16 protein-coding genes are annotated in these 20,223 nt (G+C 69.6%); 7 read left to right on the top strand and 9 right to left on the bottom strand.

The features are described 5' to 3' along the window. Nucleotides 1-275 precede the first annotated feature (275 nt). Complete coding sequence (gene ltrA, locus WMF19_RS45545) at nucleotides 276-1,550, top strand: group II intron reverse transcriptase/maturase (protein ID WP_437894755.1); 1,275 nt, start codon at nucleotides 276-278, stop codon at nucleotides 1,548-1,550. A gap of 64 nt (nucleotides 1,551-1,614) precedes the next feature. Here the strand turns inward: ltrA and WMF19_RS45540 are convergent, their stop codons facing one another. From WMF19_RS45540 to WMF19_RS45515, 6 genes are all read right to left on the bottom strand, one after another. After that, nucleotides 1,615-2,004, bottom strand: a complete 390-nt coding sequence (locus WMF19_RS45540) for a hypothetical protein (RefSeq protein WP_437896066.1) — start codon at nucleotides 2,002-2,004, stop codon at nucleotides 1,615-1,617. A 73-nt stretch (nucleotides 2,005-2,077) separates the two neighbouring features. Continuing rightward, the gene (locus tag WMF19_RS45535) at nucleotides 2,078-2,311 is read right to left on the bottom strand and encodes a hypothetical protein (RefSeq protein WP_437896065.1); all 234 of its coding nucleotides are present in this window, start codon (nucleotides 2,309-2,311) and stop codon (nucleotides 2,078-2,080) included. Then, nucleotides 2,298-2,861, bottom strand: coding sequence for a DUF99 family protein (locus WMF19_RS45530; RefSeq protein ID WP_437896064.1), 564 nt, complete (start codon nucleotides 2,859-2,861; stop codon nucleotides 2,298-2,300). The genes WMF19_RS45535 and WMF19_RS45530 overlap by 14 nt, the downstream gene beginning before the upstream one ends. Nucleotides 2,862-3,024: 163 nt before the next feature. Further along, the gene (locus WMF19_RS45525) at nucleotides 3,025-4,686 is read right to left on the bottom strand and encodes a DUF3556 domain-containing protein (RefSeq protein WP_437896063.1); all 1,662 of its coding nucleotides are present in this window, start codon (nucleotides 4,684-4,686) and stop codon (nucleotides 3,025-3,027) included. Nucleotides 4,687-4,907: 221 nt separating this feature from the next. Then, nucleotides 4,908-5,051, bottom strand: a complete 144-nt coding sequence (locus tag WMF19_RS45520; protein ID WP_437896062.1) for a hypothetical protein — start codon at nucleotides 5,049-5,051, stop codon at nucleotides 4,908-4,910. A 117-nt stretch (nucleotides 5,052-5,168) separates the two neighbouring features. Beyond that, a complete protein-coding gene (locus tag WMF19_RS45515; protein ID WP_437896061.1) occupies nucleotides 5,169-6,125 on the bottom strand; it encodes an NADP-dependent oxidoreductase in 957 nt (318 codons plus the stop codon). 103 nt (nucleotides 6,126-6,228) lie between these two features. Here WMF19_RS45515 and WMF19_RS45510 point away from each other — a divergent pair, with 103 nt between their 5' ends. Then, nucleotides 6,229-6,807, top strand: coding sequence for a TetR/AcrR family transcriptional regulator (locus WMF19_RS45510; RefSeq protein WP_437901750.1), 579 nt, complete (start codon nucleotides 6,229-6,231; stop codon nucleotides 6,805-6,807). A gap of 234 nt (nucleotides 6,808-7,041) precedes the next feature. Here WMF19_RS45510 and WMF19_RS45505 read toward each other — a convergent pair whose 3' ends face one another. Further along, entirely contained in the window at nucleotides 7,042-7,197 is a 156-nt protein-coding gene (locus WMF19_RS45505) for a hypothetical protein (RefSeq protein WP_437896060.1), read from the bottom strand. 526 nt (nucleotides 7,198-7,723) lie between these two features. Here WMF19_RS45505 and WMF19_RS45500 point away from each other — a divergent pair. Together WMF19_RS45500 and WMF19_RS45495 are read left to right on the top strand one after the other, a co-directional pair. Beyond that, on the top strand, nucleotides 7,724-8,659 hold the full coding sequence (locus WMF19_RS45500; protein WP_437896059.1) for a hypothetical protein: 936 nt from the start codon (nucleotides 7,724-7,726) through the stop codon (nucleotides 8,657-8,659). A 287-nt stretch (nucleotides 8,660-8,946) separates the two neighbouring features. After that, nucleotides 8,947-9,246: a helix-turn-helix domain-containing protein gene (locus tag WMF19_RS45495; RefSeq protein ID WP_437896058.1), complete on the top strand. Its 300-nt coding sequence runs from the start codon at nucleotides 8,947-8,949 to the stop codon at nucleotides 9,244-9,246. Nucleotides 9,247-9,457: 211 nt separating this feature from the next. Here WMF19_RS45495 and WMF19_RS45490 read toward each other — a convergent pair whose 3' ends face one another. Then, nucleotides 9,458-11,380 carry a methionine--tRNA ligase gene (locus WMF19_RS45490; RefSeq protein WP_437896057.1) on the bottom strand — a complete coding sequence of 641 codons (1,923 nt, stop codon included), beginning with the start codon at nucleotides 11,378-11,380 and terminating at the stop codon, nucleotides 9,458-9,460. An 870-nt stretch (nucleotides 11,381-12,250) separates the two neighbouring features. Here WMF19_RS45490 and WMF19_RS45485 point away from each other — a divergent pair. Next, nucleotides 12,251-13,774, top strand: a complete 1,524-nt coding sequence (locus WMF19_RS45485; RefSeq protein ID WP_437896056.1) for a serine/threonine-protein kinase — start codon at nucleotides 12,251-12,253, stop codon at nucleotides 13,772-13,774. A gap of 137 nt (nucleotides 13,775-13,911) precedes the next feature. Beyond that, nucleotides 13,912-15,201 carry an Hsp70 family protein gene (locus WMF19_RS45480; RefSeq protein ID WP_437896055.1) on the top strand — a complete coding sequence of 430 codons (1,290 nt, stop codon included), beginning with the start codon at nucleotides 13,912-13,914 and terminating at the stop codon, nucleotides 15,199-15,201. Nucleotides 15,202-16,466: 1,265 nt separating this feature from the next. On the opposite strand, the gene WMF19_RS45475 is transcribed toward WMF19_RS45480, so the two are convergent. Further along, nucleotides 16,467-17,762: a metallophosphoesterase gene (locus WMF19_RS45475; RefSeq protein ID WP_437896054.1), complete on the bottom strand. Its 1,296-nt coding sequence runs from the start codon at nucleotides 17,760-17,762 to the stop codon at nucleotides 16,467-16,469. 781 nt (nucleotides 17,763-18,543) lie between these two features. On the opposite strand from WMF19_RS45475, the gene WMF19_RS45470 reads away from it, so the two are divergent. Continuing rightward, nucleotides 18,544-19,953, top strand: a complete 1,410-nt coding sequence (locus tag WMF19_RS45470; RefSeq protein ID WP_437896053.1) for a glycoside hydrolase family 6 protein — start codon at nucleotides 18,544-18,546, stop codon at nucleotides 19,951-19,953. Nucleotides 19,954-20,223: the final 270 nt, after the last annotated feature.

Genomic DNA, 20,223 nt, shown 5'->3' with positions numbered 1-20,223 from the left:
CGGGAGGGTTCCCCAGGAACCTGGGAGATCCCGACACCTCCACGGTACGTGGAACCGCCGAGCAGAGCGCAAGCGAGCGGAGCGGGGGCGTCGGGAAGTCGGAGTGCCGCAGTACGAGCAGTGACGCGGGGGAACCGGCCCGAGGGACCCCGCCGAGCAAAGGGCGGCACCAGGTCACGGACCCGTTCGAGGGAAAGATGACGAAGACACCGAGCTCCGCCACCATCTCCACGAAACTCGAACGGATAGCATCGCGGGCGCGGGAGGCGCCCGGCATGGCGTTCACAACACTCGCCCATCACGTCGATCTCGCCTGGCTTCAGGAGGCGTACCGGCGCACGCGCAAGGACGGCGCGACGGGCGTGGACCGGCAGACCGCGAAGCAGTACGCGGCGAACCTGGAGGACAACCTCCGGTCGCTGCTTGATCGCGCGAAGTCGGGCACGTACCGCGCGCCGCCCGTGCGGCGGGTCCACATCCCGAAGGGGAGCGATGGGACGGAGACCCGGCCCATCGGCATTCCAACCTTCGAGGATAAGGTCCTGCAACGCGCGGTGGCGATGATGCTGGAGGCTGTCTACGAGCAAGACTTCATCGACGGCTCGTACGGCTTCCGGCCTGGTCGCTCCGCGCATCAAGCGCTGCAAGCTCTCTGGCTCCAGACGACGCGGCTTGCGGGCGGGTGGATCCTCGACGTCGACGTGCGCAAGTTCTTCGACACGCTGGATCACAGACGCCTCCGGGAGATCCTGCGCCGCAGGGTGCTCGACGGGGTGCTGCTGCGCCTCGTTGACAAGTGGCTCGCTGCGGGTGTGTTCGAGGCCGGGGGCATCATGTACCCGGACGCGGGCAGCCCGCAGGGCGGGGTAGTGTCGCCGATCTTGGCGAACATCTACCTGCACGAAGTGCTCGACGTGTGGTTTGACCGAGAGGTCAAGCCGCGTCTGTCGGGTCGAGCGCACGTCGTCCGTTACGCGGACGACGCTGTGCTCCTCTTCGAGCACGAGCAGGACGCGCGCCGGGTGATGGCCGTGCTGCCGAAGCGATTCGGCAAGTACGGCCTGACGCTGCATCCGGAGAAGACGCGGCTGGTCGAGTTCCGGCGGCCTGATCGACGCGCGCCGCTCGTGAGCGGTGGCGCACCGCTCCGGCCAGGGACCTTCGATCTGCTCGGCTTCACCCACTACTGGGGCAAGTCACGCGCCGGGAAGTGGATCGTACGTCGATCGACCGCCAAGGACCGCTTTCGACGAGCGCTCCGACGGGTTGCCGACTGGTGCCGCAAGCACCGGCACGATGACCTACGAGCGCAACAGCAAGCCCTCGTGCAGAAGCTCATGGGGCACTACGGGTACTTCGGGATCACCGGGAACGTGGAGGCCCTTCGACGCTTTCTGCACGAGGTCACCCGCGCGTGGCGCAAGTGGCTTGATCGCCGCTCGCAACGCGCCCGCGTGAACTGGGACCGGATGCACGCGCTGCTGGAGCGGTACCCGCTCCAGCAGCCGCGTATTGCGCGCCCATACACGCCGCGAGCAGCGAATCCATGATCTGAAGAGCCGGATGCGGGAATTCTGCACGTCCGGATCCGTGGGGGGCCGGGGAGGGCGTCCTTCAGGGCGCTCTCCTCGGCCTACCCGACCCTGCGAAGAGCTTCACGCTGCGGCCGTCCGCCGTGTACGCCACCACCACGCGGGTCACGCCGCGCAGCCCACCGAAGCGAGCGCTGAAAGCGGCGGGCCCGAGCTCTTGCAGCAGCTGCTTCACCTGCGCCCCCGCGAAGGCCTCGCTCGACTCCAGGTACATGCCCGTGTTTTCGATGAAGCACGGTGTTTCGAGCTGCCTGAAGGCGTCGAGCACGCGCGCCTCGGCGATCTCTTCGAGCTTTTCGGAGTCGCCTTTGGCGAGCGTGATGCGCGCGCGCTCGACGTGCAGCCCCGACAGCAGGCGCCTGGCCTCGTCGTGCCGCCAGCCGTTACCGGTGACGAAGGTGACCGTCTTCATGGCTTCCAGTTCCAGACCGCTTCATGCCCTGAATTCTCGGGAAGGAGCGCGCCGTCGATCTTGTCGCTGCGCACTATTTCGCCATGCCGACCACGCGCCCGGCGCGCTCGACCCGCCAAACGACCGCGACGCAGGAGCCATCGAGCTTCTCTTGCACGAGGACCTCTTCTCCGGGGCGCGACGCGACCAGACAGCGCTCGGCGAGCTCGCGCGGAGCGGTGCGGTCGGACGAGCCAGTGCGAGAGCCGGGCAGGTGCGGGATCTTGAAGTAAGCCTTCCGACCGAGCGGGCGTTCAAGCTCGACCACGGCTCACTCCACGCGTCGTCCCTCCCGCGATGATGTGCGCGAGGCGCAGCGGCTCGGGGATGGCGCCGTGCAACGTGGTCCGTTCGATGAGCTCGCGCCCCTCCTCGAGCGACAAGCCGGCGCGGTGCACCCACAGGCCCGCGCAAGGCTCGATCGGTCCGGCTCGCTCGAGCACGCCCCGCTTCTCACGCGCGCACTTCACCTGCTCGAGCGCTTCGAGGAATTTCTGCATCTTTGGCCGCCTGCGCATCACGACCATCACCGGCACCCCGAGCTCCTCCGCCAGGGCGTTGATGTCGACGACGTTGAACCCCGCCACCGTGATGCCCTGCATCAGCACGCCGCGCACGTGCACCAACTCGTTCTCTTTCACGAGCTCTGCCATCACCCCGGTGGCGTCGCTGCCATCTTGCTCGACGTGCCCACGCACCACGATGTCGAGCCGCGTCCCCGAGCAAACCGTCCCCACGAGCGCTACCTTCCCACCCTCCCCCCGCTCGAACGGCGCATCGTCGAACCCAATCACATTTGAAATTCGTCGGATGCGCATGACTCGGTGTGGAGCGCTTACTTTAACCAAAGGGCGTCACGGTCAACAGCCTGCGGAGGATGGCCCGCGCAAAACCGTTCCGACATATCAACAATGTTCCACCAACGACCGACAGCTGACACAACGTACAGAAGGTACGATCCGCTGATCGGCCTACAAAAAATCAACACACGTCGGTCACGGGGCCCGCCCACGGCTGGCGCCCACGCAGCTCGCGCACGTCGAGCTCGCCGGCGTCGAGCAGGCCGGAGGCAGCGTCGTGGATCTGATACGCCATCTTCGCGCCGCCGAGCGGCTGGCTTTCGACGAATATGCAGCGCAGCTCGCCTGGGGCGAAGCCGCACTGGTCCTGGATCGCGCGCAGCAAGCCATCGCGGTGCAGGTGGCCGTCGCCGAAGTTCCAGCCGAGCGCGAGGCCGGCGACGAGCTCGCCGTCGAGGTACTCGTACTCGTGGAGCGGGCCCTCGATCGCCTTCGGCAGCAGGACCGGCAGCGCGCGGCCCTGGAGGTGCATGAGGCGGAACGCGAGCACCTTGCCGACGAGGCCGACCGACGTGGCGTGGTCGTAGAACCGGTGGAGCTGGTCGTAGATCCACGGCGCGGCCTTCACGAGCCGGTCGAGCTTGCGATAGCTGTCGCCGCGGAACAGCCACACGCTATAGGGCCAGTTTCCGGCGTAGTACCGCATCGCGAGCAGGAACGAGATCCGCCCTGGCGCGATGTTGCCGAGGAGCGGAACAGCGACAAGCATGATCGCGAGGAGCACGCCGAGCCGCGGCGGACCGACGTCGAACGGGTACGCGCCGGGGTGGGCCCAGAACAGCGCGAACACGCCGTAGACCACCATCAGGTTCCACTCGATCGGCGCGCCCATCGGCACATTGCTCGTGATGAAGGCGTGGAGCGCGAGCGCCATCGCGATGCCGACGGCGATCGCCGTCTCGCCGGTCGCGCACGCGAGCACGATGGGCACGCCGAGCTCGAGCGCGGTGCCGGCGTGGCTCATCGCGATCGCGAGCCGCGACGGGCGCAGGTCGTCCGGATAGCGGACGTACATGCGCCGCCGCAGCCATGCGAAGCGGGCGAACGGGCTATTGCTCGTCATCACGCATACGACGGTCGGGAAGTGGTGGTTGAGCTTCGAGACGCCGGCCCAGAGCCAGAGCGCGAGCTGGACCGCCTTTGCGCCGCCGATCCAGTCGGCGGTGGCCGCGAACACGACGACGGTGGTCCAGTAGTGTTCGGCGCGCAGCGCGAGGAAGATGGTGCGATCGGCGACGGCGAGGACCGGCACGAGCGCGGCGATCGGCACGAGGTGCGAGGCGCCGAGCGTGGGGGCGAGCAGCGCGCGCACGAGCAGGGCGAGCAGCGCGAAGTAGAGCGCGACGTCGAGCGGGGTGCGCCGCGTGCCGCCGAGGAGCGGCGCGCGCGCGAACAGCGCGAGCTTCGTGGTGCCGGGGCGGAGGAAGTGGAGGGCGCCGCCGACGGGCGGGGCGTAGCGTCCGCTGAGCGGACCGAACCCGCAGCCGAAGCCCAGGCCCTCGAACAGCATGCTCCACAGGATCGCCTTCTGGAACGCGAGCGGGTGCAGCCACCAGTCGCCGATCGTCGAGAGGCCGCCGAGGCTCGGCGAGGTGCTGCAGAACAGGACCCAGGCGCCGGCATAGAGGGCGAGCTTGACCGCGTGGAGCACGTAGACGGCGAGCGGCGCGCCGGAGCCCTGCAGCGCCCACGCCTCGCAGACCATGCGTGCGCGCTCGGGGAACGGCCGCTTCGCCCAGTCGAGCGGATCGTACGGCGGGGCGAGCGGACGCAGCAGGGCCACGGCCGCGATGCTACCCGAACGCGTCCCCCGGCTCATCAAATCGACGCGCGGCGGGCCTGCCATTCATCGCGGGAGAGCTTGCGTTCGGCGAGCCCCTTTTGTGGCTCACCTGCACTCCATCCGGCGAGCCCCTTTTGTGGCTCGCCTGCACTCCATCCCCTCCGGTGAGCACCCCAAGCTCCCTCACCACCCGCAGGCGCGGCCCAGCGTGCGTCTGCTGATTACCTCAGCTCGTAGACGTCCACCGTGTCCACCAAGACGTGGGGCACGAAGACGCGTCCACGCTTCGTATCGTAGCCGATATCCGTGGGCGTCTTCTGCTCTGGAATCGCGATCTCGAAGGTTCCGCCGAGCTTCTCCAGCACGCTCTCCCAGCGCCGACGCGGCGGCCACCGTACTGGAGAAGCACCGTTGTGCGCCGCAAGGCGCTCGGTGACGCCGTATGCGGCTGAGGCGACGGGTGAGAGGAGCAGGCCTTTTTTCTAGAGGTCGATGACGACCTTGCCCTTCACGTGCCGGCCGGACTGGAGCTCGACCGCGGCGCGGATTTGCTCGACCGGGAAGCTTGCGGCGATGGGTACCCGGAGTCGGCCGGTCGCAATCAGGCGAGCGAGCTTTTCCAGGGCGCCGGGGGCGGCGTTGGCGCCGTTGGTTGGTGTGATCCCGTCGACCTGGGCGGCGATGGTCGTGATGCGCGTGTCAGGGACGCCGAGTGCCCTTGCGGCGTGCGCTGTCTCCGTTCCATGAAGGTCGATCGCAGCGGTGATACCGCGGGGAGCGAGGGCACGGACCCGGTCCGCCAGGCCGTCGCCGTAGGCGACCGGCTCGGCTCCGAGAGCGCGCAGGAAATCGGCCGATGTCGCCGATCCCGTCCCGATCACGCGCGCCCCTGCGATCCGGGCCATCTGGACGACGAATACCCCGACTCCGCCCGCCGCGCCGCCGATCAGCACGGTGTCGTCCGGCCCAAGTTCGACCACGGCCAGGGCGGCGGATGCCGTGCGTCCGGCGATCGTGAGGGTGGCGGCGGTGCGGTCGTCGACGCCGTCGGGGGTGTGATGGGCCTCGTTCGCCGCGATGCCCCCGGTCGGGTCGACCACCACGAAGTCGGCGACCGCGCGGGACAGGGCGCCGCCGAACACCCGGTCGCCAGGTGCGAAGCTGATCACCCCGTCACCGACCTGGTCGACGACTCCCGCATAGTCGGTCCCGAACCCGGCCGGCAGGCTCAAGCCGAACCGGACGGCGGTGTCCGCATCAGCGGTCATGAACCAGTCCATCGGGTTCAGCCCGGCCGCGGTGACCCGAACACGGACCTGTCCCGGTCCGGCCTGCGGAGCTGGAACCTCACGGATCTCCAGGACTTCGGGGCCGCCGAAGGAATCGAGCCGGACCGCCCGGCTCCTGCTCGTCGACAGCTGATCGCTCAGTTTCTGCATGCTCTCCTGTCCCCCGTCCCCTTGGAATGACGGAACGCACTGAAACGGACTATGCTCCGTTTCCATGGATGACCGCAACACAAAAAACGGAGCGCGCTCCGTTTTGACTGAGGCGGAGAGCCGCGCGCCACGGGCGGACGCAACCCGTAACCGCGATCAGTTGCTCGCGGTGGCGACCCGCGTGTTCGCGTCGGCTGACACCGAGCCGTCGATGCGTGCGATCGCCCGCGAGGCCGGGGTCGGCATCGCCACGCTCTACCGACACTTCCCCACCAGAGAGTCGCTGGTCGATGCGGTCTACCGGAGCCAGGTCGTGCGGCTGACGACCGGCGCCCGCGAGCTGCTCGACCAGCTGCCGCCGGCCGTGGCGATGCGGCGCTGGATGGACCTGTTCGGCGACTGGATCGCGACCAAGAACGGCATGCTCGGCACACTGCTGGCGATGATCGAGACAGGCGAGATCGCCCACGACCAGACCCGAATCGAGCTGCTCGCGGCCATCACCACGATCCTCGACGCCGGCCGCGCGGTGGATGACCTCCGCCGAGACGTCACCGCCGAAGACATCGCCGCGAGTCTCATCGGCGTCTTCACGGTGGCCCCCAAGCCCCAGCGAGGAGCTCTTGCCAGTCGCCTGTTGGACCTCCTCATGGATGGACTGCGGCCTCCAGTCCGCCGGTAACGGCAACGCCGCTGCCTGCTGGGAGAACAAGAGGTCCAATGGGGTTCCGCGCGAACTCGCATCGAGCGCAGCGTGGGCGCACAAGACAGCCCTCGTTGCGATGCTCATGTCCTCCGCGGCGGAGCGGGCCCGTGGCGGCGGCCTGCCCGCGAGTGAGTACCAGGCGCTGTACGCCGCTCGTGACGTTGGACCGCCGGCGCGGCCAGCAGCGCTGCGTCGGCGACGCGCCCAACATCAAATCCGAGCGCATGTCGATGGCCATCTCGGACGGGCGGCGCGGAACGGGTACTCGTGCACGGCGACGTATTCATCGTGCCCCACGACGTACTCGTCGTGCGCGACGACGAACCTGTCGTATGCTGCGACGATCTCGTCGTAGGCTGCGAGCATGCATCGCACGCTGCGATGGGCCGACGGGGCTCGGTCGAGCGGGCTGCGCGTCCAGGACCCGGACGGGCAGGAAAGGAGCGGCGAAAGGGCTCCTGCATGCTGGCACGGAGGCCGCCAGGTCGCGGGGCCATGTTGGCTTCAAGCGGCGCCTCCGTTGCTTCTGGTGGACCGGGTGCGGTGCATCTTGCGCCGTGGGCGAAGCTTCCGGCGGGGTACGCGTCCCATCGCCCCGAGGAGACGGTCCTTCATGGGCTGGTTCGAGAGAATCTCGAATCGTTCCTCGCGCACGCCCGCGAAACCTACGAGCGGCCGCTAGCCCCCGCAGGCTCACAGGGTACCGCACGACATCCAGTTGGACGGTTTTAATACATCTGGATACCGCGTTCCGGCAGAGCGGTTCTCGTCAGCGGCCGGTTCCGGGCGCGACTGAGCGATACCGCTCGTCATGTCTCGCCGTTATTGCGTCGCGCGGGATGCTGAACCGGGTCACCTTGACGTGAGCACGGATCACGTATAGATTTGAGTGATGCGTTCGACGGGTGTATCGAGCGGATCTCGTGCGCCGTGGGCCACGGCCCTGAGCGCGATGATGCTCGCCGGTTGCGGCGTGACTGAGCTCTCGCCCATCGACGGCGCTGCCGGCGCGATCGATAACACCGGCAGCGCGGGTTCGGGCGCGGGCGCCTCCAGCCAGAGGGGCTTTGGGCATTCTGGTTCCGGCGCGTCCGGCTCCGGCGGCTCCAGCGCGTCCGGCTCCAGCGGCTCCGGCGCTGGCGCAACACCAGTGCTGGACATCAGCGGTACGTGGGCCATGTTCGGGTTTGAAGACCCGGTCGCCGTGGACATCGAGCAGCGCGGCAGCGTGTTGTCCGGGAAGGGTTGCTTCTTGGGGCTCGAGGTCGACGGGGTGCCCCATCCCTTGGGGCCGTGCACGCCGCTCACCGGGCGCATCGTGAACGGGCGCGCCGAGTTCGCGTTCATGGCCCTCGAATACCGCTATGCCGCGGACGCTTTTGTCGCAAAATCCGGCGATCGCATGGCGGGCCGCTTTCACGGCGTTTCATCGTGGTACGGGCCGACGGCGTGGCTGCGGATCGATCCTTCGCAACGGTGGCTCGCGCACGACAAGCGCCTCGGAACCGCGCTGCGCGAACACCAAGGCAGCTACGATTTGACCCTGGATCCGAGCAACGCACCGGGCGACGCGTTCTCGACCGATCGCTCCTACGCGCTGAGTCTGGGCGTCAACGCTTCGCCGCTCATCTTTGGCGATCTGGGCGCCTTTTGGGCGAGCGAGATGGCATGGCGTGAGCCCACCCTCACGATCGGCCCTGTACCGGCGACTCATCCCGAGCTGCCCGTGGCGCTCGAGCTCCGCTTCCGCGACACCGTGCTTCACGAGGTTACCGCGACAATGCCGGAGGGCGAGCGCTACATCTTCACCGCGGCGCCCACGCCCTGATACGGGCGGGACACTGCCCCGGGCTTTCGTGCTGTCGTCGGTTCGGCTCAGTCTTCGAGCGGCGCTTCGGGACAGCTCTGCTGTTCGATGCCGCGGCGCGCTGCCGCTGCTCGAAGCAGGTCAGGGCGCACGCTCCGCGGTCTTGATACGTGTACTGGAGCAGGTAGACGCGATTGACTCCGGGGGCGATCCGCACCGTTTGCTCGCTCAAATACTTATCCACGCATCAAAGGCGCCGCCTTCACTCCACAGCCACAGCCTGCGGGGCCGAGGGCGATCTGCAGGGAATGTTCTTCGGCTTCGTTCCCGTCACAAGCGGGCTGCTTCGGAAGCGAGCCCGAAAGGCGCGGGATGGAGCCTACCGGATCCGATGCCTGATTCTGCTGAGGTTGGATGCCGGAGCGACGCCAGCGTGTATCGCGGAACAGCTCCAAGTCGCTCGCTCGACGATCAGCCGCGTCCGCTCGCGCTTCCTCACCGAAGGGCTCCGGGGGCTTCGCGACCATCGCGCGGACAACGGCCAGCGCAAAGTAGTGCCCGAACACCGGCAGCGGCTGAAAGCACTTGCTCGACTCGAGCCCGCGTGACTTCGGCTGGGCACGACCGACGCGAACTGCTGGCACTGCAGCTCGAACGACACCGGGCTGGCGCGTCGGGTCAGTCGGCGGGGCCGCCCCGTTGGGCCACACCTGAGCCACCCTCGGCGGCGAAACAGGTGAAAGCCATGGACATTATTACTGTTTCCGGCGACTGCTCGTCATCGACCGGTGTGTCTGGCGGGATTTCTGACTCGCGGAGCTACTCCTCCGGTACCGGCGCGAAGTAGACCTGCTTGGGACCGATGGCGTGCCCGGCGGGGATGGGGGTCCCGAGCTCCTCGAGACGGAAGACGTCCTGTGGGAGTCGGAGCGACTCCCGCAGCCGATCCATCGTGGCCGGGACGAACGGGTAGAGCATGATCATCAGGTTCTTGAGCACGTAGAACGAGGAGAAGAGGGCGTCGCGCCGGCCCTGCTCCGGGTGCCGGTCGTCGTGCGGCTTGAACTGCGCGAAGAGGCTGTTGATGACGCGCGCGTAGTTCTCGATCTCGAAGAGCAGCGTCGGGTAGTCGGCGCGATCCATCGCGCGCACGTAGCGCTGGACGATACGGACGGTATCCGAGGCGACCTTGTCGAGCAGCGCCCCCTCGGGCACGCGCCCATCGAATTTCGAGTGCGCGGCCGAGATCGGCCGCTCGAACGCCGCGTTGAGCGGCCCGGCGAGGAACCGGTTGCGCTCGTCGAGCTTGGCGAGATCGAAGTTCGACGGCTTCTCCGCGAGGCCGAGCAGCGCCAGGTAATAACGGATCTGGTCCGCTGAATACCCCTTCTCGTCGAGGAGCTGATCGGCGGTGAAGAAGTTCCCGCGCGACTTGCTCATCTTGTCGCCCCCGACGAGCAGGTGGAAGCACCCGAGGACGTCGGTGAGCTGCAGCTCGCCGGGCGCCGGCAGCCGGCGCGGATCGGCCTGCGCGCCGAGCCACATCGCGCCCTGCATGAGCACGTAGAAGAAGACGTTATCCTGGCCGAGGAACTGGTAGATCCTGGCCTCCGGATCGCACCAGAAGTCCACGTACCGGGCCGGATCGACGCCCCTCCGGGCGAGCGCGACCTGCGAGAACGCGATGGGCGCGATCAGCGAGTCGGGCCAGACATAGAGCGTCTTGCCGGCGAGCTCGGGATCGAGATCCACCGGCAAGGAGAGCCCCCAGGCGACGTCGCGGGTGATGGCGCGGTGAGCCCAGTCCTCGACGGGCTCGCTGGGGACGCCGTGGCGCGCCAGGGCGGCGCGCGCCTCCTCCATCTCCGGCTTGCTGCCGAGCTGCAGCAGGACCTTGCGATCCTGCGTGAACTTCGCCTTGTGCTTCGGCAGCGACGCCTTGATCTCCTTGTACGTCGGGGCGAGGTCGGCCTCGAAGCGGAGCGAAGGCATCACGGTGTTCAGCACGTCTGCGAGCACCGCCGGGCGCCACGCGCCCTGCTTGCCCTGGATCCAGCCCCGGAGCGTCTCGGACACGGTCCACATGTCGAGCCACCAGTGCGCGGTGTCGCGCATCACCGGCGTGGCATTGCTGAGCGCGCTCCGCGGACTGCCGAGCTGCGAGGGCGAGTGCTGGTGACCGCAGCGATCGCACTCGTCGCTGTACGCGTCTCCGTTGTCGCACTTCGGGTTGGGGCAGCGCCCGCGCACGAAGCGGTCGGGGAGGAAGCACTGGAGCTCCGGATCGAACCACTGGCTGCTCGTGCGCTTCTCCAGCAGGCCGTTCTCGTGCAGGCGCCTCAGGAAGCGGTGCGCGAGCTCCTGCTGAATCGGGAAGCACTCCGGCCGCGAGGTCCCCGAGTAGACGTCGAGATCGATGTCATACCGCCGGAGGCTCGCGCGCTGCTTCTCGTGGATGCCGTCGATGAACTCGCGTATCGGCACCCCGGCCTGCCGCGCCGCGATCTGGCTGGCGGAGCCGTGATCATCGGTGCCGCAGACGAAGAGGACGTTCTCGCGGCCGATGACCAGGCCCAGCCACCGCGCGTGGATGTCCGCAGGGACGTGCGCCCCCGCGAGGTGCCCAAGGTGCAACATCCCGTTGGCGTAGGGCATGCCTGCGGTGACGACCGCCCGCCTGGGCCTGCGAACCTGGCGAAGGACCGAGGCGACGTCGGTCGGGGCGCCGTGATAAGATGCCATCGAAGCTCGCTATACCCCAGCGGGCCCATCAGCACAACGCTCGCGCCTCAAGCTTCCTTCGTCGTCTCATGAGCCGCGAAGCCGCGCCCGCAGCGGGCTCGGGCCCTGCCTGAGCTCCGAGGTGGCCTGCTCCTGAAGCATCCCCGCGAATGGTCCGGGAGAATCACAGGGAGGCGGAGAGAAGGGAAATAAACTCCCATGAATCTCCCCGTCTCCCCGTCTCCCCGTCTCCCCGTCTCCCCGTCTCCCCGTCTCCCCGTCTCCCCGCCTCCCTGTTCAATATTTCTCTAAAAATGCCGACGAAATGAGGGATCTGTCAGGCTCTGCTCGATACCCGTCCTCGTGTCGCGATTCCACTCCTTGCCGGCGCGAACGGACGTCGTGGGGTCAGGTGTCCACCGGTGTCGGCGATCCAGGGTGCCCCCAGGAGGACAGGACGGAGGCCATTGAAGACTTCCGCTTTCACGGCGATCAGGCACGCTCGGATCATGCGCACATCGCGGCGCGTGTCGTGGGGCCACGGGGCTCCGGAGGTCGCTCGCCGGTCTGGGACCATCCGCCCATCGGCGCAGCCAGCGAAGGCGACAGCTCCCCACGGGTGGGCATCGACGCGACGAGGCCGGGCCAGGAGGGCCGTCTCGCCATGCCCGCGTGACACCGGATCGCGCCGCGGACGCCGCCAGGGCGCCGGGCGGCCGCCGGCGGGGCTCTCCGGCGTCGCCCTGCGTCAGCCCAGGCGGGGCCGATCCGTCGCGCCCGGAACCCGCTTCTCGTCTAGACTCGCCGTCGATGGCCGACCTAGCCAGGCAAGCCGCCCCGGACCAGGCACGGCAGCAGGTACCCCCGGAGAGGCCCACCCGACGCTGTCCCGTGTGCGGCGTCCGGTACCCGCTCGACTTCCTCGTCTGCCCCATCGACGCGACGACCCTGGAGCTCCAAGGCGTGACCGCGACCGACCCGATGGTCGGCGAGCTGCTCGCGGGGAGCTTCTGCATCACCGGCGTGATCGGCGCGGGCGGCATGGGCCGCGTCTACGTCGCCGAGCACATCCGCCTGCCGAAGCGCTTCGCCGTCAAGGTGCCGCACGAGCACTTCGCCAGCCACCGGGAGGCGATGGCGCGCTTCGAGCGCGAGGCGCAGACGATCGCGCGCGTCGGCAACGAGCACGTGATCGACGTCGTCGATATCGTCCGCCTCAAGGACGGGCGCCCGTGCATGGTGACCGAGCTGCTCAAGGGCGAGGACCTCGGCGCCTTCCTCGACCAGGTCGGCAAGCTGCCGCTCCCCACCGCCATCACGATCTCGCGCCAGGTCTGCCGAGGCCTGGCCGCGGCCCACGCGACCGGCGTCGTCCACCGCGACCTCAAGCCGTCGAACCTGTTCCTCGTCCGGCGCGAAGGGGGCAGCGTCCACGTGAAGATCCTCGATTTCGGGGTCGCCAAGGTGCTCGACGGCGCCGACCTTACGCGCACCGGCTCGGTGGTCGGCACGCCCCAGTACATGGCGCCGGAGCAGGCGCGCGGCTCGGCCGACGTCGACTCGCGCGCGGACATCTACGCGGTCGGCGCCGTGCTGTACCGCATGCTGACCGGCGAGCGGCCCTTCCCCGAGGAGGAGCCGACGCGGACCATGCTCCGCCTGCTCACCGAGGATCCCCGGCGCCCGCGCGACATCGACAAGACGATCCCCGAGGGGCTCGAGGCGCTGATCCAGCGCGCCATGGCCCGGGCGCGCGAGGACCGGCCGCCGTCCGCCCAGGAGCTCGATCGCCTGCTCGCGGACTTCGATCTGCAGGATCCGCTCGCGCCCTCGCGCGCGCTCGGCGTGGGCGTCGCGGTGACCGAGGGCGCCCCGAACGACGAGCGGGCCACGGTCGTCATCCCGAACGCCCAGGGCCAGAGCGCGGACGACGTGACGCGCAAGGCGCGGCGCGCTCGCCCCCTCGCGTCGCTGCTGTCCATCGCCGTGAGCCTCGCCGCGGGCGCGGCCGTCTTCACCAGCGCGGCGATGGTCCTCCGCAGGGTCTACGGCATCACCGAGCGGCGGGCGCTCAGCCAGAGCGAGGTCCTCCTCGCCGCGGGCGCCGCGGGAGCGCTGGCCTTCATCGCCTTCGTCGCCACGCTCCGGGTCCTCGTCGGCCGCTGGCGGAGCGCGCCGGCCATGGAGCGTCTCGGCAACGGCCTCCTCGGCGCGCTCGTGTGGCTGTTCGTCTCGTGCGGCGCCCTCGCGCTCGGCGCCGCCGCCTACAACGCGTTCGCGCTGCCGATCCCCGCCCTGGGCCTCGATCCGGCCGACTGGCTCGGCTGGATCGACGTCGGCGTGATCGCCCTGCCGACGCTGATCGCGCTCGTCGTGCTCACCGTGGCGCTGCGGCGCGTGACCCGCGTGTCGTAGCGACGCGGGCGGGGCAGCAAATTCTGCTCATCCAGCGAGCCAGCGGGCATTTTCGCATGCATTCGATAGCTTGTAAATAGGTGGCCATGTCGGGCAGATCCGCGTGCTCGCGAAGCACCCCACGAGGAGGCGAGATCATGTCCGCACGATTCAGGCCCGAGGTGTATGCCGTCGATTTCGGTACCTCCAACTCGCTGCTCTCGGCGGCCAGCGCGGAGGCGACCTGCCCGCCCATCCCGCTCGACGCCGCGGCGGCCGATCCGACCGTCCTCCGGAGCCTCTTGTTCTTCGGGCAGGAGCGGTTCTCCTGCGGCGCGGCGGCGATCAGCGACTTCGTCGCGAACGGCATGCAGGGCCGCTTCATCCGCTCGATCAAGAAATACCTCCCCGATCGCAGCTTCTCCGGCACGCAGATCGGGCACCGGGTCGTGACCATCGAGGACCTGATCGGCCGCTTCCTCCGGCAGATGCGCGAGCAGGCGAACCGCCACTTCGACGCCGACGTCGCGCGGGTCGTGCTGGGCAGGCCGGCGAAGTTCTCGGCCGATCCGGCGGACGATCGCCTCGCCGAGGAGCGCCTCGAGCGGGCGGCGCGCATCGCCGGCTTCCGCGAGGTCTCCTTCTGCCCCGAGCCGGTCGCCGCCGCGCACGACTTCCACCTGGAGCTCGATCGCGGGGCCGTCGTCCTCGTCGCCGATTTCGGCGGCGGGACGTCCGATTACACGATCGTCCGGATGCGCCCGGAGGGGTTCTCGCCGTCCGACGTGCTGTCGCTCGGCGGCGTCTCGGTCGCGGGGGACGCGCTCGACGGCAGCCTCATGCGCCACAAGATCGCCCGCCACTTCGGCGCGGAGGTCACCTACCGCGTCCCGCTCGGCTCGAACCAGCTGACCATGCCGCGATCCATCGCCGAGAAGCTCTGCTCACCGGCCGACATGACGGTGCTCCAGCACCGCGACGTCCTCGCCTTCCTCCGCGACGTGAAGGCGTGGTCCCTCGGGCCGGAGGATCGGCAGCGCATGGACAACCTGCTCTGCCTCGTGGAGGACTCGCTGGCATTCCGGCTCTTCGAGGAGATCGAGCGCAGCAAGTGCGCGCTGTCCGGAGAGGCGGCCACGGAGTTCCGCTTCGATTACCCGTCGATGCACATCCGCGAGCGCGTCGCCCGGGAGGAGTTCGAGGCCGGGAGCGAGCGGCCGATCGACGCGATCCTCGGCGCGCTCGACCGGACGGTGGCGGACGCGGGCCTGTCGTTCGACGACATCGACGTCGTGTGCTGCACGGGCGGGACGGCCAGGGTGCCGGCGCTCCGGCGCGGCATCGAGCGGCGCTTCGGCGAGGGCAAGGTGAGGCAGCTGCGGAGCTTCCACTCCGTCGTCCAGGGGCTGGCCGAGCGCGCGCGCAGCATCGCCGCCGCGTCCTGCTGAGCGGGCGCCGGCCTTGCCGGTCGGCGCGGCCTCGCCCGTCGTCGGCGCAACCTTGCCGGTCGGCGCGGCCCCGTCCGTTGTCGGCGCGGCCTTGCCGGTCGACGCGGCCCCGTCCGCAGGCGACGCGGCCCCGCCGTCGAGCCAGCGGGGATCGCCCTCGACGACCCACGGGTACGCCTCGTGGAGCGCGCGTTCCATCAGGCCGCCGTAGCTGTGGCCGGCCCCCACGGCGTGCACGACGCGCGCCGTGACGCCGCCGCGCTCGAGCACTTCCCGCGTCTTGCGCGCCCGCGCCGCGCAGTCGGCCCGGCCGCACGCGAGGAGCACCCGCGCCCCGCCGCCGCCGTGGAAGCGCCGGGCGGCGCCGGGCGTCCACTCGTCGAAGCTGCCGTAGCCACCCTCGATCAGCGCCGCTCGCGCGAAGCGGGCGGGATGCCCGGGCAAGAGCAGCGCGCCCATGATCGCCCCCTGCGAGTACCCCGCATAGATCGGGTCGCGGAGATCCACCCGATCCCCGAAGCGCGCCGACAGCGCCGAGACCGCCGCCGCGACCTCGCGGCTCAGCGCGTGATGGTCCGGGTAGTAGAAGATCCGCCCGGCGTCCGGCGCCCGGACGTCGATCGGCTTGCCGCGCGGGCAGAGCACGAACCCGGCCCCTCTCACGATCCCGCGCCAGATGTCGCAGTGCCATTCGGGCCGATCGCCCGCGCCGTGCGCGACCACGAGCAGGGGCCGCGGCCCCACGCCTCGCGGCGTCACGACCACCGCGGGGCCGAAGTCCGGGACCTCGAGCTCGATGAGCACGGGCTCGTCCGCGGGCGGCGGAGGATCCGGCGCAGGCGGAGCCGCGCCCTGCGGAGCGCGCTCCTGTAGGGCGGCGGGCGGATCGCTGCGGCCGACACGGCCGAGAGGAGCGGCGAGCGGCGCTCGCGCGCACCCCTCGGCGCCGATCGCGAGCGCGATCCCGAGGAGGAGCGCCCGCCGGGGGCCCGAGGCCGTCAGCGCGCGCTGACGTGCCGCGCCCATCGCGCGTGGTGCACGCCTCTCAGGCATCGCGCGTGTCGTACGGGTCGCACGTGTTGCGCTCATTGCACATCGGAGGGTGAACACCCTCAGCACGGGAATCAAGGATCCGAGAACATGCCTGTCCCGGAGACCATCGAGCGCCCGGGAGCACGCGGGGGCCTTCTGCAGATCGACACCGAGCTCGGCCGCCTGCTCGCCCGCGCCATGCGAGCTCGACGGGGACGGCGTCGGGCGGGACGTCAGGCGGCGACGAGGACGATACGGCTCACCTCGGGCGGCGCTCCGACGCGGGCGGGCGGTCCGGCGGTGCCAAAGCCGCGGTTGATGTAGAGATGCGAACTGCCACGCTGGTAGAGCCCGGCGACGTAGCCGTGGGGGAGCAGCAGATCGGCGGGCCGTACGAGGAGGTTGATCTGGCCTCCGTGGGTGTGGCCGCTGAGCTGCAGGGCCACCTCGCCGGCCGCCTCCGGGAAGAACACGGGGTTGTGGCAGAGCAGCACGCGCGGCAGATCGCGGGGCACGTCCGCGAGCGCCCGGCCGAGGTCCGGACCGCCGCCGGGGACCCGCCCCCGCGCCCACACATCGTCGACGCCGAGCAACGCGAAGGCGCCGCCGGGCCCACCCACGACGCACCCGCGGTTGCTGAGCACGCGCGCGCCGCCGCGCTCCAGCGCGCCCAGCGCCGCGTCGATGCCGGCGAAGTGGTCGTGGTTGCCCGGGATCGCCGCGACGCCATGCCGGGCGAGCGGGCCGAGCCTCCGCGTGAGGCGTCCGAGGTGCTCGGCGTACCTCGGATCGAAATCGACGAGATCACCCGTCATCACGACGAGATCGCCGCGGGCCTCGCGCACGAGATCCTCGGCGGCGCGCATCTCCGGTTCGCTGACGAACAGCCCGAGGTGGATGTCGGACAGCTGCACGATGGTGAACCCGTCCAGGCTCCGCGGCAGGCCCGGTATCGGGATGGCGACCTCTTCGATTGTGTAGTCGTGTCGCCCGAGCAGCGCGCCGTACACCGCGCTGCCGCCGCCGATGAGGAACGCGGAGCCAGCGGCCCCGGTCGCGAGGAAGTCGCGGCGGGCGAGCGCCGGCAGCTCCAACGGCGGCGGGAGCGGCAGGGCCGCGGGGCCGCCTTCCTCTCGCGCTGCTCCCTCCTCGAGGTGAGGCGTCGCGCCGGCAGGGCGGCTGGTCCCGCCTTCCGCGGGTCCGGCCGCCGTCGCGCGCCGGAGCGCGGCGCCCCCGAGCCGGGCGATCAGCCGGCCGAGGTCCACGACGGCGAGCAGGACCGCGGAGATCAGGACGCCGAGCGAGAGCGTGCTGCCGGCGAGCCCCATCCCGCGGAGCACCCCGTCCGGCAGCGCGCCGCGCCCGAGCCGCGCGAAGATCATGGCGATGATGCCGGCGGCCAGCAGGCACGCGAGCGCGCGCCGGGCGCGCACACCCAGGCCGAGCAGCCCGGATGCGCGCCGATGCACATACACGCCCAGGACGCCGAGGACGAGGGCGAGGATCAGCGAGACGACAGCGATGCGCATGGGAGGCTCTGCACGAAAGGGGGACGGAAGCCTAACCGATCGGCGACGGCCGGCCAGAAAGCGCTCCGTGACGGCCGGGTGACGCCGACGCGCTGCGACGGATCGAGCGACACGAGCGAGGCGCGGACGTGGGGTGCGATCCTGCTCGCTGTCACGTCATGAGCGCCCGGCTTCGAAGCGGTCCACGCGCAGGCCGCGGGCGAGCGGCGCACTCCGCCCCTCGACCCTCGGACGCGCGATGGCGCCATGCGTCGCCATCGCGCATGACGCCCGGCGCAGAGCGCCGAGCAGCCCTGGTGTGCGTTATCGCTCGGAGAGGCGGAGTTCGTCGTCGCCGGCAACCTTGGAAATAGAACTGAAACCCTTCTATCGGTCTGCCGTGTCACACTGCCGTGTCACATCCGGGCGCAGCCGTGCTCGCAACTGTGGAGTCGCGGTGGTTGCGCGTTGCGTTGAGTGGATGAGTGGAGGGCGCTCGCCCCCGCCGCCGGTGCGTTCTCCCCTTGCAGAACCGCTGCAGCTGCTCGCGGCTGGCCGCGCGGAGGAGGCACGTGTGACGCGCGTCGAGAGGGGTCGGTCGTTTCAGCGTCCGTGGAAAAATACCTACATAGCGCACTATTAACGCAGCCGCGCTGGCGTGGGATAGCCGTCGTTTGTCCTTGCCCGAGAGATGCCTTTGGTCTAAATTCGGCCCGCTATTTGACGCGTTGAATTGGCCTGGTTTCTTCGTTGAAGTAATGAAAGGCTTAATATGCTGAGAAGGAATGCGCATCAGCTGGGGTTGGCAACGTCGGTTGCGGTGATCCTTGCGCTCACGGCGTGCGGCGGAGACGGCGGGAGCGGTGACACGAACGGGACGGGCGGGGGCGGCAACACCAGCGGCGTGGGCGCGGGCACCCCGACGAGCAGCGGCGTGGGCGCGGGCACCCCGACGAGCACCGGCAACGTCGATCCGACGACGACGAGCACCGGCAACGTCGATCCGACGACGACGAGCAGCGGCAACGTCGATCCGACGACGACGAGCAGCGGCGGCATCGACCCGACGACCAGCGCGGCTTCGGGCGGCGGCAACTGCTCTCCTGCGGTCGACATCGCGGCGCCGAATGGCAACCCGTTCGCGGGCGCGAAACTCTTCGTGGACCCCGGTTACGTGGTCAAGGTCGACTCGTCGATCGCGAAGGTCACGGATACGGCCCTGAAGGCGAAGATGGAGAAGGTCAAGGAGATCCAGACCGCGTTCTGGCTCGACAGGATCGAGGCGATCAAGGAGCTCCCGGCCTACCTCGACGCGGCGCTCAAGCTCCAGAACGAGCTCTGTGAGCCGGTCACTGCGCTCATCGTCGTGTACGACCTTCCGAACCGCGATTGCTTCGCCGAGGCGTCGAACGGCGAGCTCCAGCTCGCTCAAAACGGCACCCAGCGGTACAAAGAAGAGTACATCGCCCCGATCAAGCAGATCCTCGCCGCTCACTCGGGTCAGCGCATCGCCGCGGTCATCGAGCCCGACTCGCTCCCCAACATCGCGACGAACCTGGGCGGGAAGCGATGCGACGAGACGACGGCGCAGTCCTACCGGGACAACGTCGCGCACGCGCTCAAGGAGCTCAATATGCCGCACGTGTACCAGTACATCGATGCGGCGCACTCGGGCTGGCTCGGCTGGCCTGACAACCAGAAGAAGGGCGCCCAGATCTTCGCCGAGGTCATCAAGGCCGCCGGCAGCCCGGCCAGCGTCCGCGGCTTCGCGACCAACGTCGCGAACTACACCCAGCTCAGCTACAGCTCGGAGAGCTACGATCAGCAGAGCAATCCCTGCTACGGCGAGTTCGACTACGTCGATGCCATGGCCTCGGCGCTCGCGGCCGAGGGCCTCGGCGACAAGCACTTCATCATCGACACGAGCCGCAACGGCGTCGGCAACATCCGGGCGGACTGGGGCTACTGGTGCAACAACAAGGGCGCCGGCATGGGCGAGCGGCCCAAGGCCAACCCGGGTGGCGCGACGAACCTCGACGCCTTCGTGTGGGTCAAGCCGCCGGGTGACTCCGACGGCGTGGGCCAGGAGGGTCAGCCGCGCTACGACCTGTTCTGCGGCAAGGAGAACGCGGACACGCGCGCGCCGCAGGCGGGGCAGTGGTTCCACGAGTATTTCGTGGAGTGCGTGAAGAACGCCAAGCCGGCGCTTTGACAGGCGGGTAGGCCTGCTCCAGGCTGTGACGAGCGCGCTCGGCTGAGCGCGCGGCCGGCGGCCGGGGCAGGCGAGGAGCGTGAGAAAAAGGGGTCTACCTTCCCGCGGACGATGCGGGCCCGCTGGAGGGTAGACCCCTTGGGAAAACGCTCCTCGCCTGTCCTGGCCGCCGCGCCGCTTTCAGGGACATCACCAGCGCAGAGGGGCCGCGGCCTCCGGCGGGCGCACGCACGCGCCCACCCACTTACCCTGCGACCGCACCGCACCGCG

It is taken from the genome of Sorangium sp. So ce124, from assembly GCF_051525235.1.
In the GTDB taxonomy this organism is placed as follows: Bacteria; Myxococcota_A; Polyangia; order Polyangiales; family Polyangiaceae; genus Sorangium; species Sorangium atrum.
This window is presented reverse-complemented; position numbering and strand designations above follow the sequence as displayed.

What these genes read in the sequence shown, in the direction of transcription:
- ltrA (WP_437894755.1), top strand. Translation starts at nt 276, where the DNA reads ATGGCGTTCACAACACTCGCCCATCACGTCGATCTCGCCTGGCTTCAG.
- WMF19_RS45540 (WP_437896066.1), bottom strand. Translation starts at nt 2,004, where the DNA reads ATGAAGACGGTCACCTTCGTCACCGGTAACGGCTGGCGGCACGACGAG.
- WMF19_RS45530 (WP_437896064.1), bottom strand. Translation starts at nt 2,861, where the DNA reads ATGCGCATCCGACGAATTTCAAATGTGATTGGGTTCGACGATGCGCCG.
- WMF19_RS45515 (WP_437896061.1), bottom strand. Translation starts at nt 6,125, where the DNA reads ATGCAGAAACTGAGCGATCAGCTGTCGACGAGCAGGAGCCGGGCGGTC.
- WMF19_RS45505 (WP_437896060.1), bottom strand. Translation starts at nt 7,197, where the DNA reads ATGCTCGCAGCCTACGACGAGATCGTCGCAGCATACGACAGGTTCGTC.
- WMF19_RS45500 (WP_437896059.1), top strand. Translation starts at nt 7,724, where the DNA reads ATGCGTTCGACGGGTGTATCGAGCGGATCTCGTGCGCCGTGGGCCACG.
- WMF19_RS45495 (WP_437896058.1), top strand. Translation starts at nt 8,947, where the DNA reads ATGTTCTTCGGCTTCGTTCCCGTCACAAGCGGGCTGCTTCGGAAGCGA.
- WMF19_RS45490 (WP_437896057.1), bottom strand. Translation starts at nt 11,380, where the DNA reads ATGGCATCTTATCACGGCGCCCCGACCGACGTCGCCTCGGTCCTTCGC.
- WMF19_RS45480 (WP_437896055.1), top strand. Translation starts at nt 13,912, where the DNA reads ATGTCCGCACGATTCAGGCCCGAGGTGTATGCCGTCGATTTCGGTACC.
- WMF19_RS45475 (WP_437896054.1), bottom strand. Translation starts at nt 17,762, where the DNA reads ATGCGCATCGCTGTCGTCTCGCTGATCCTCGCCCTCGTCCTCGGCGTC.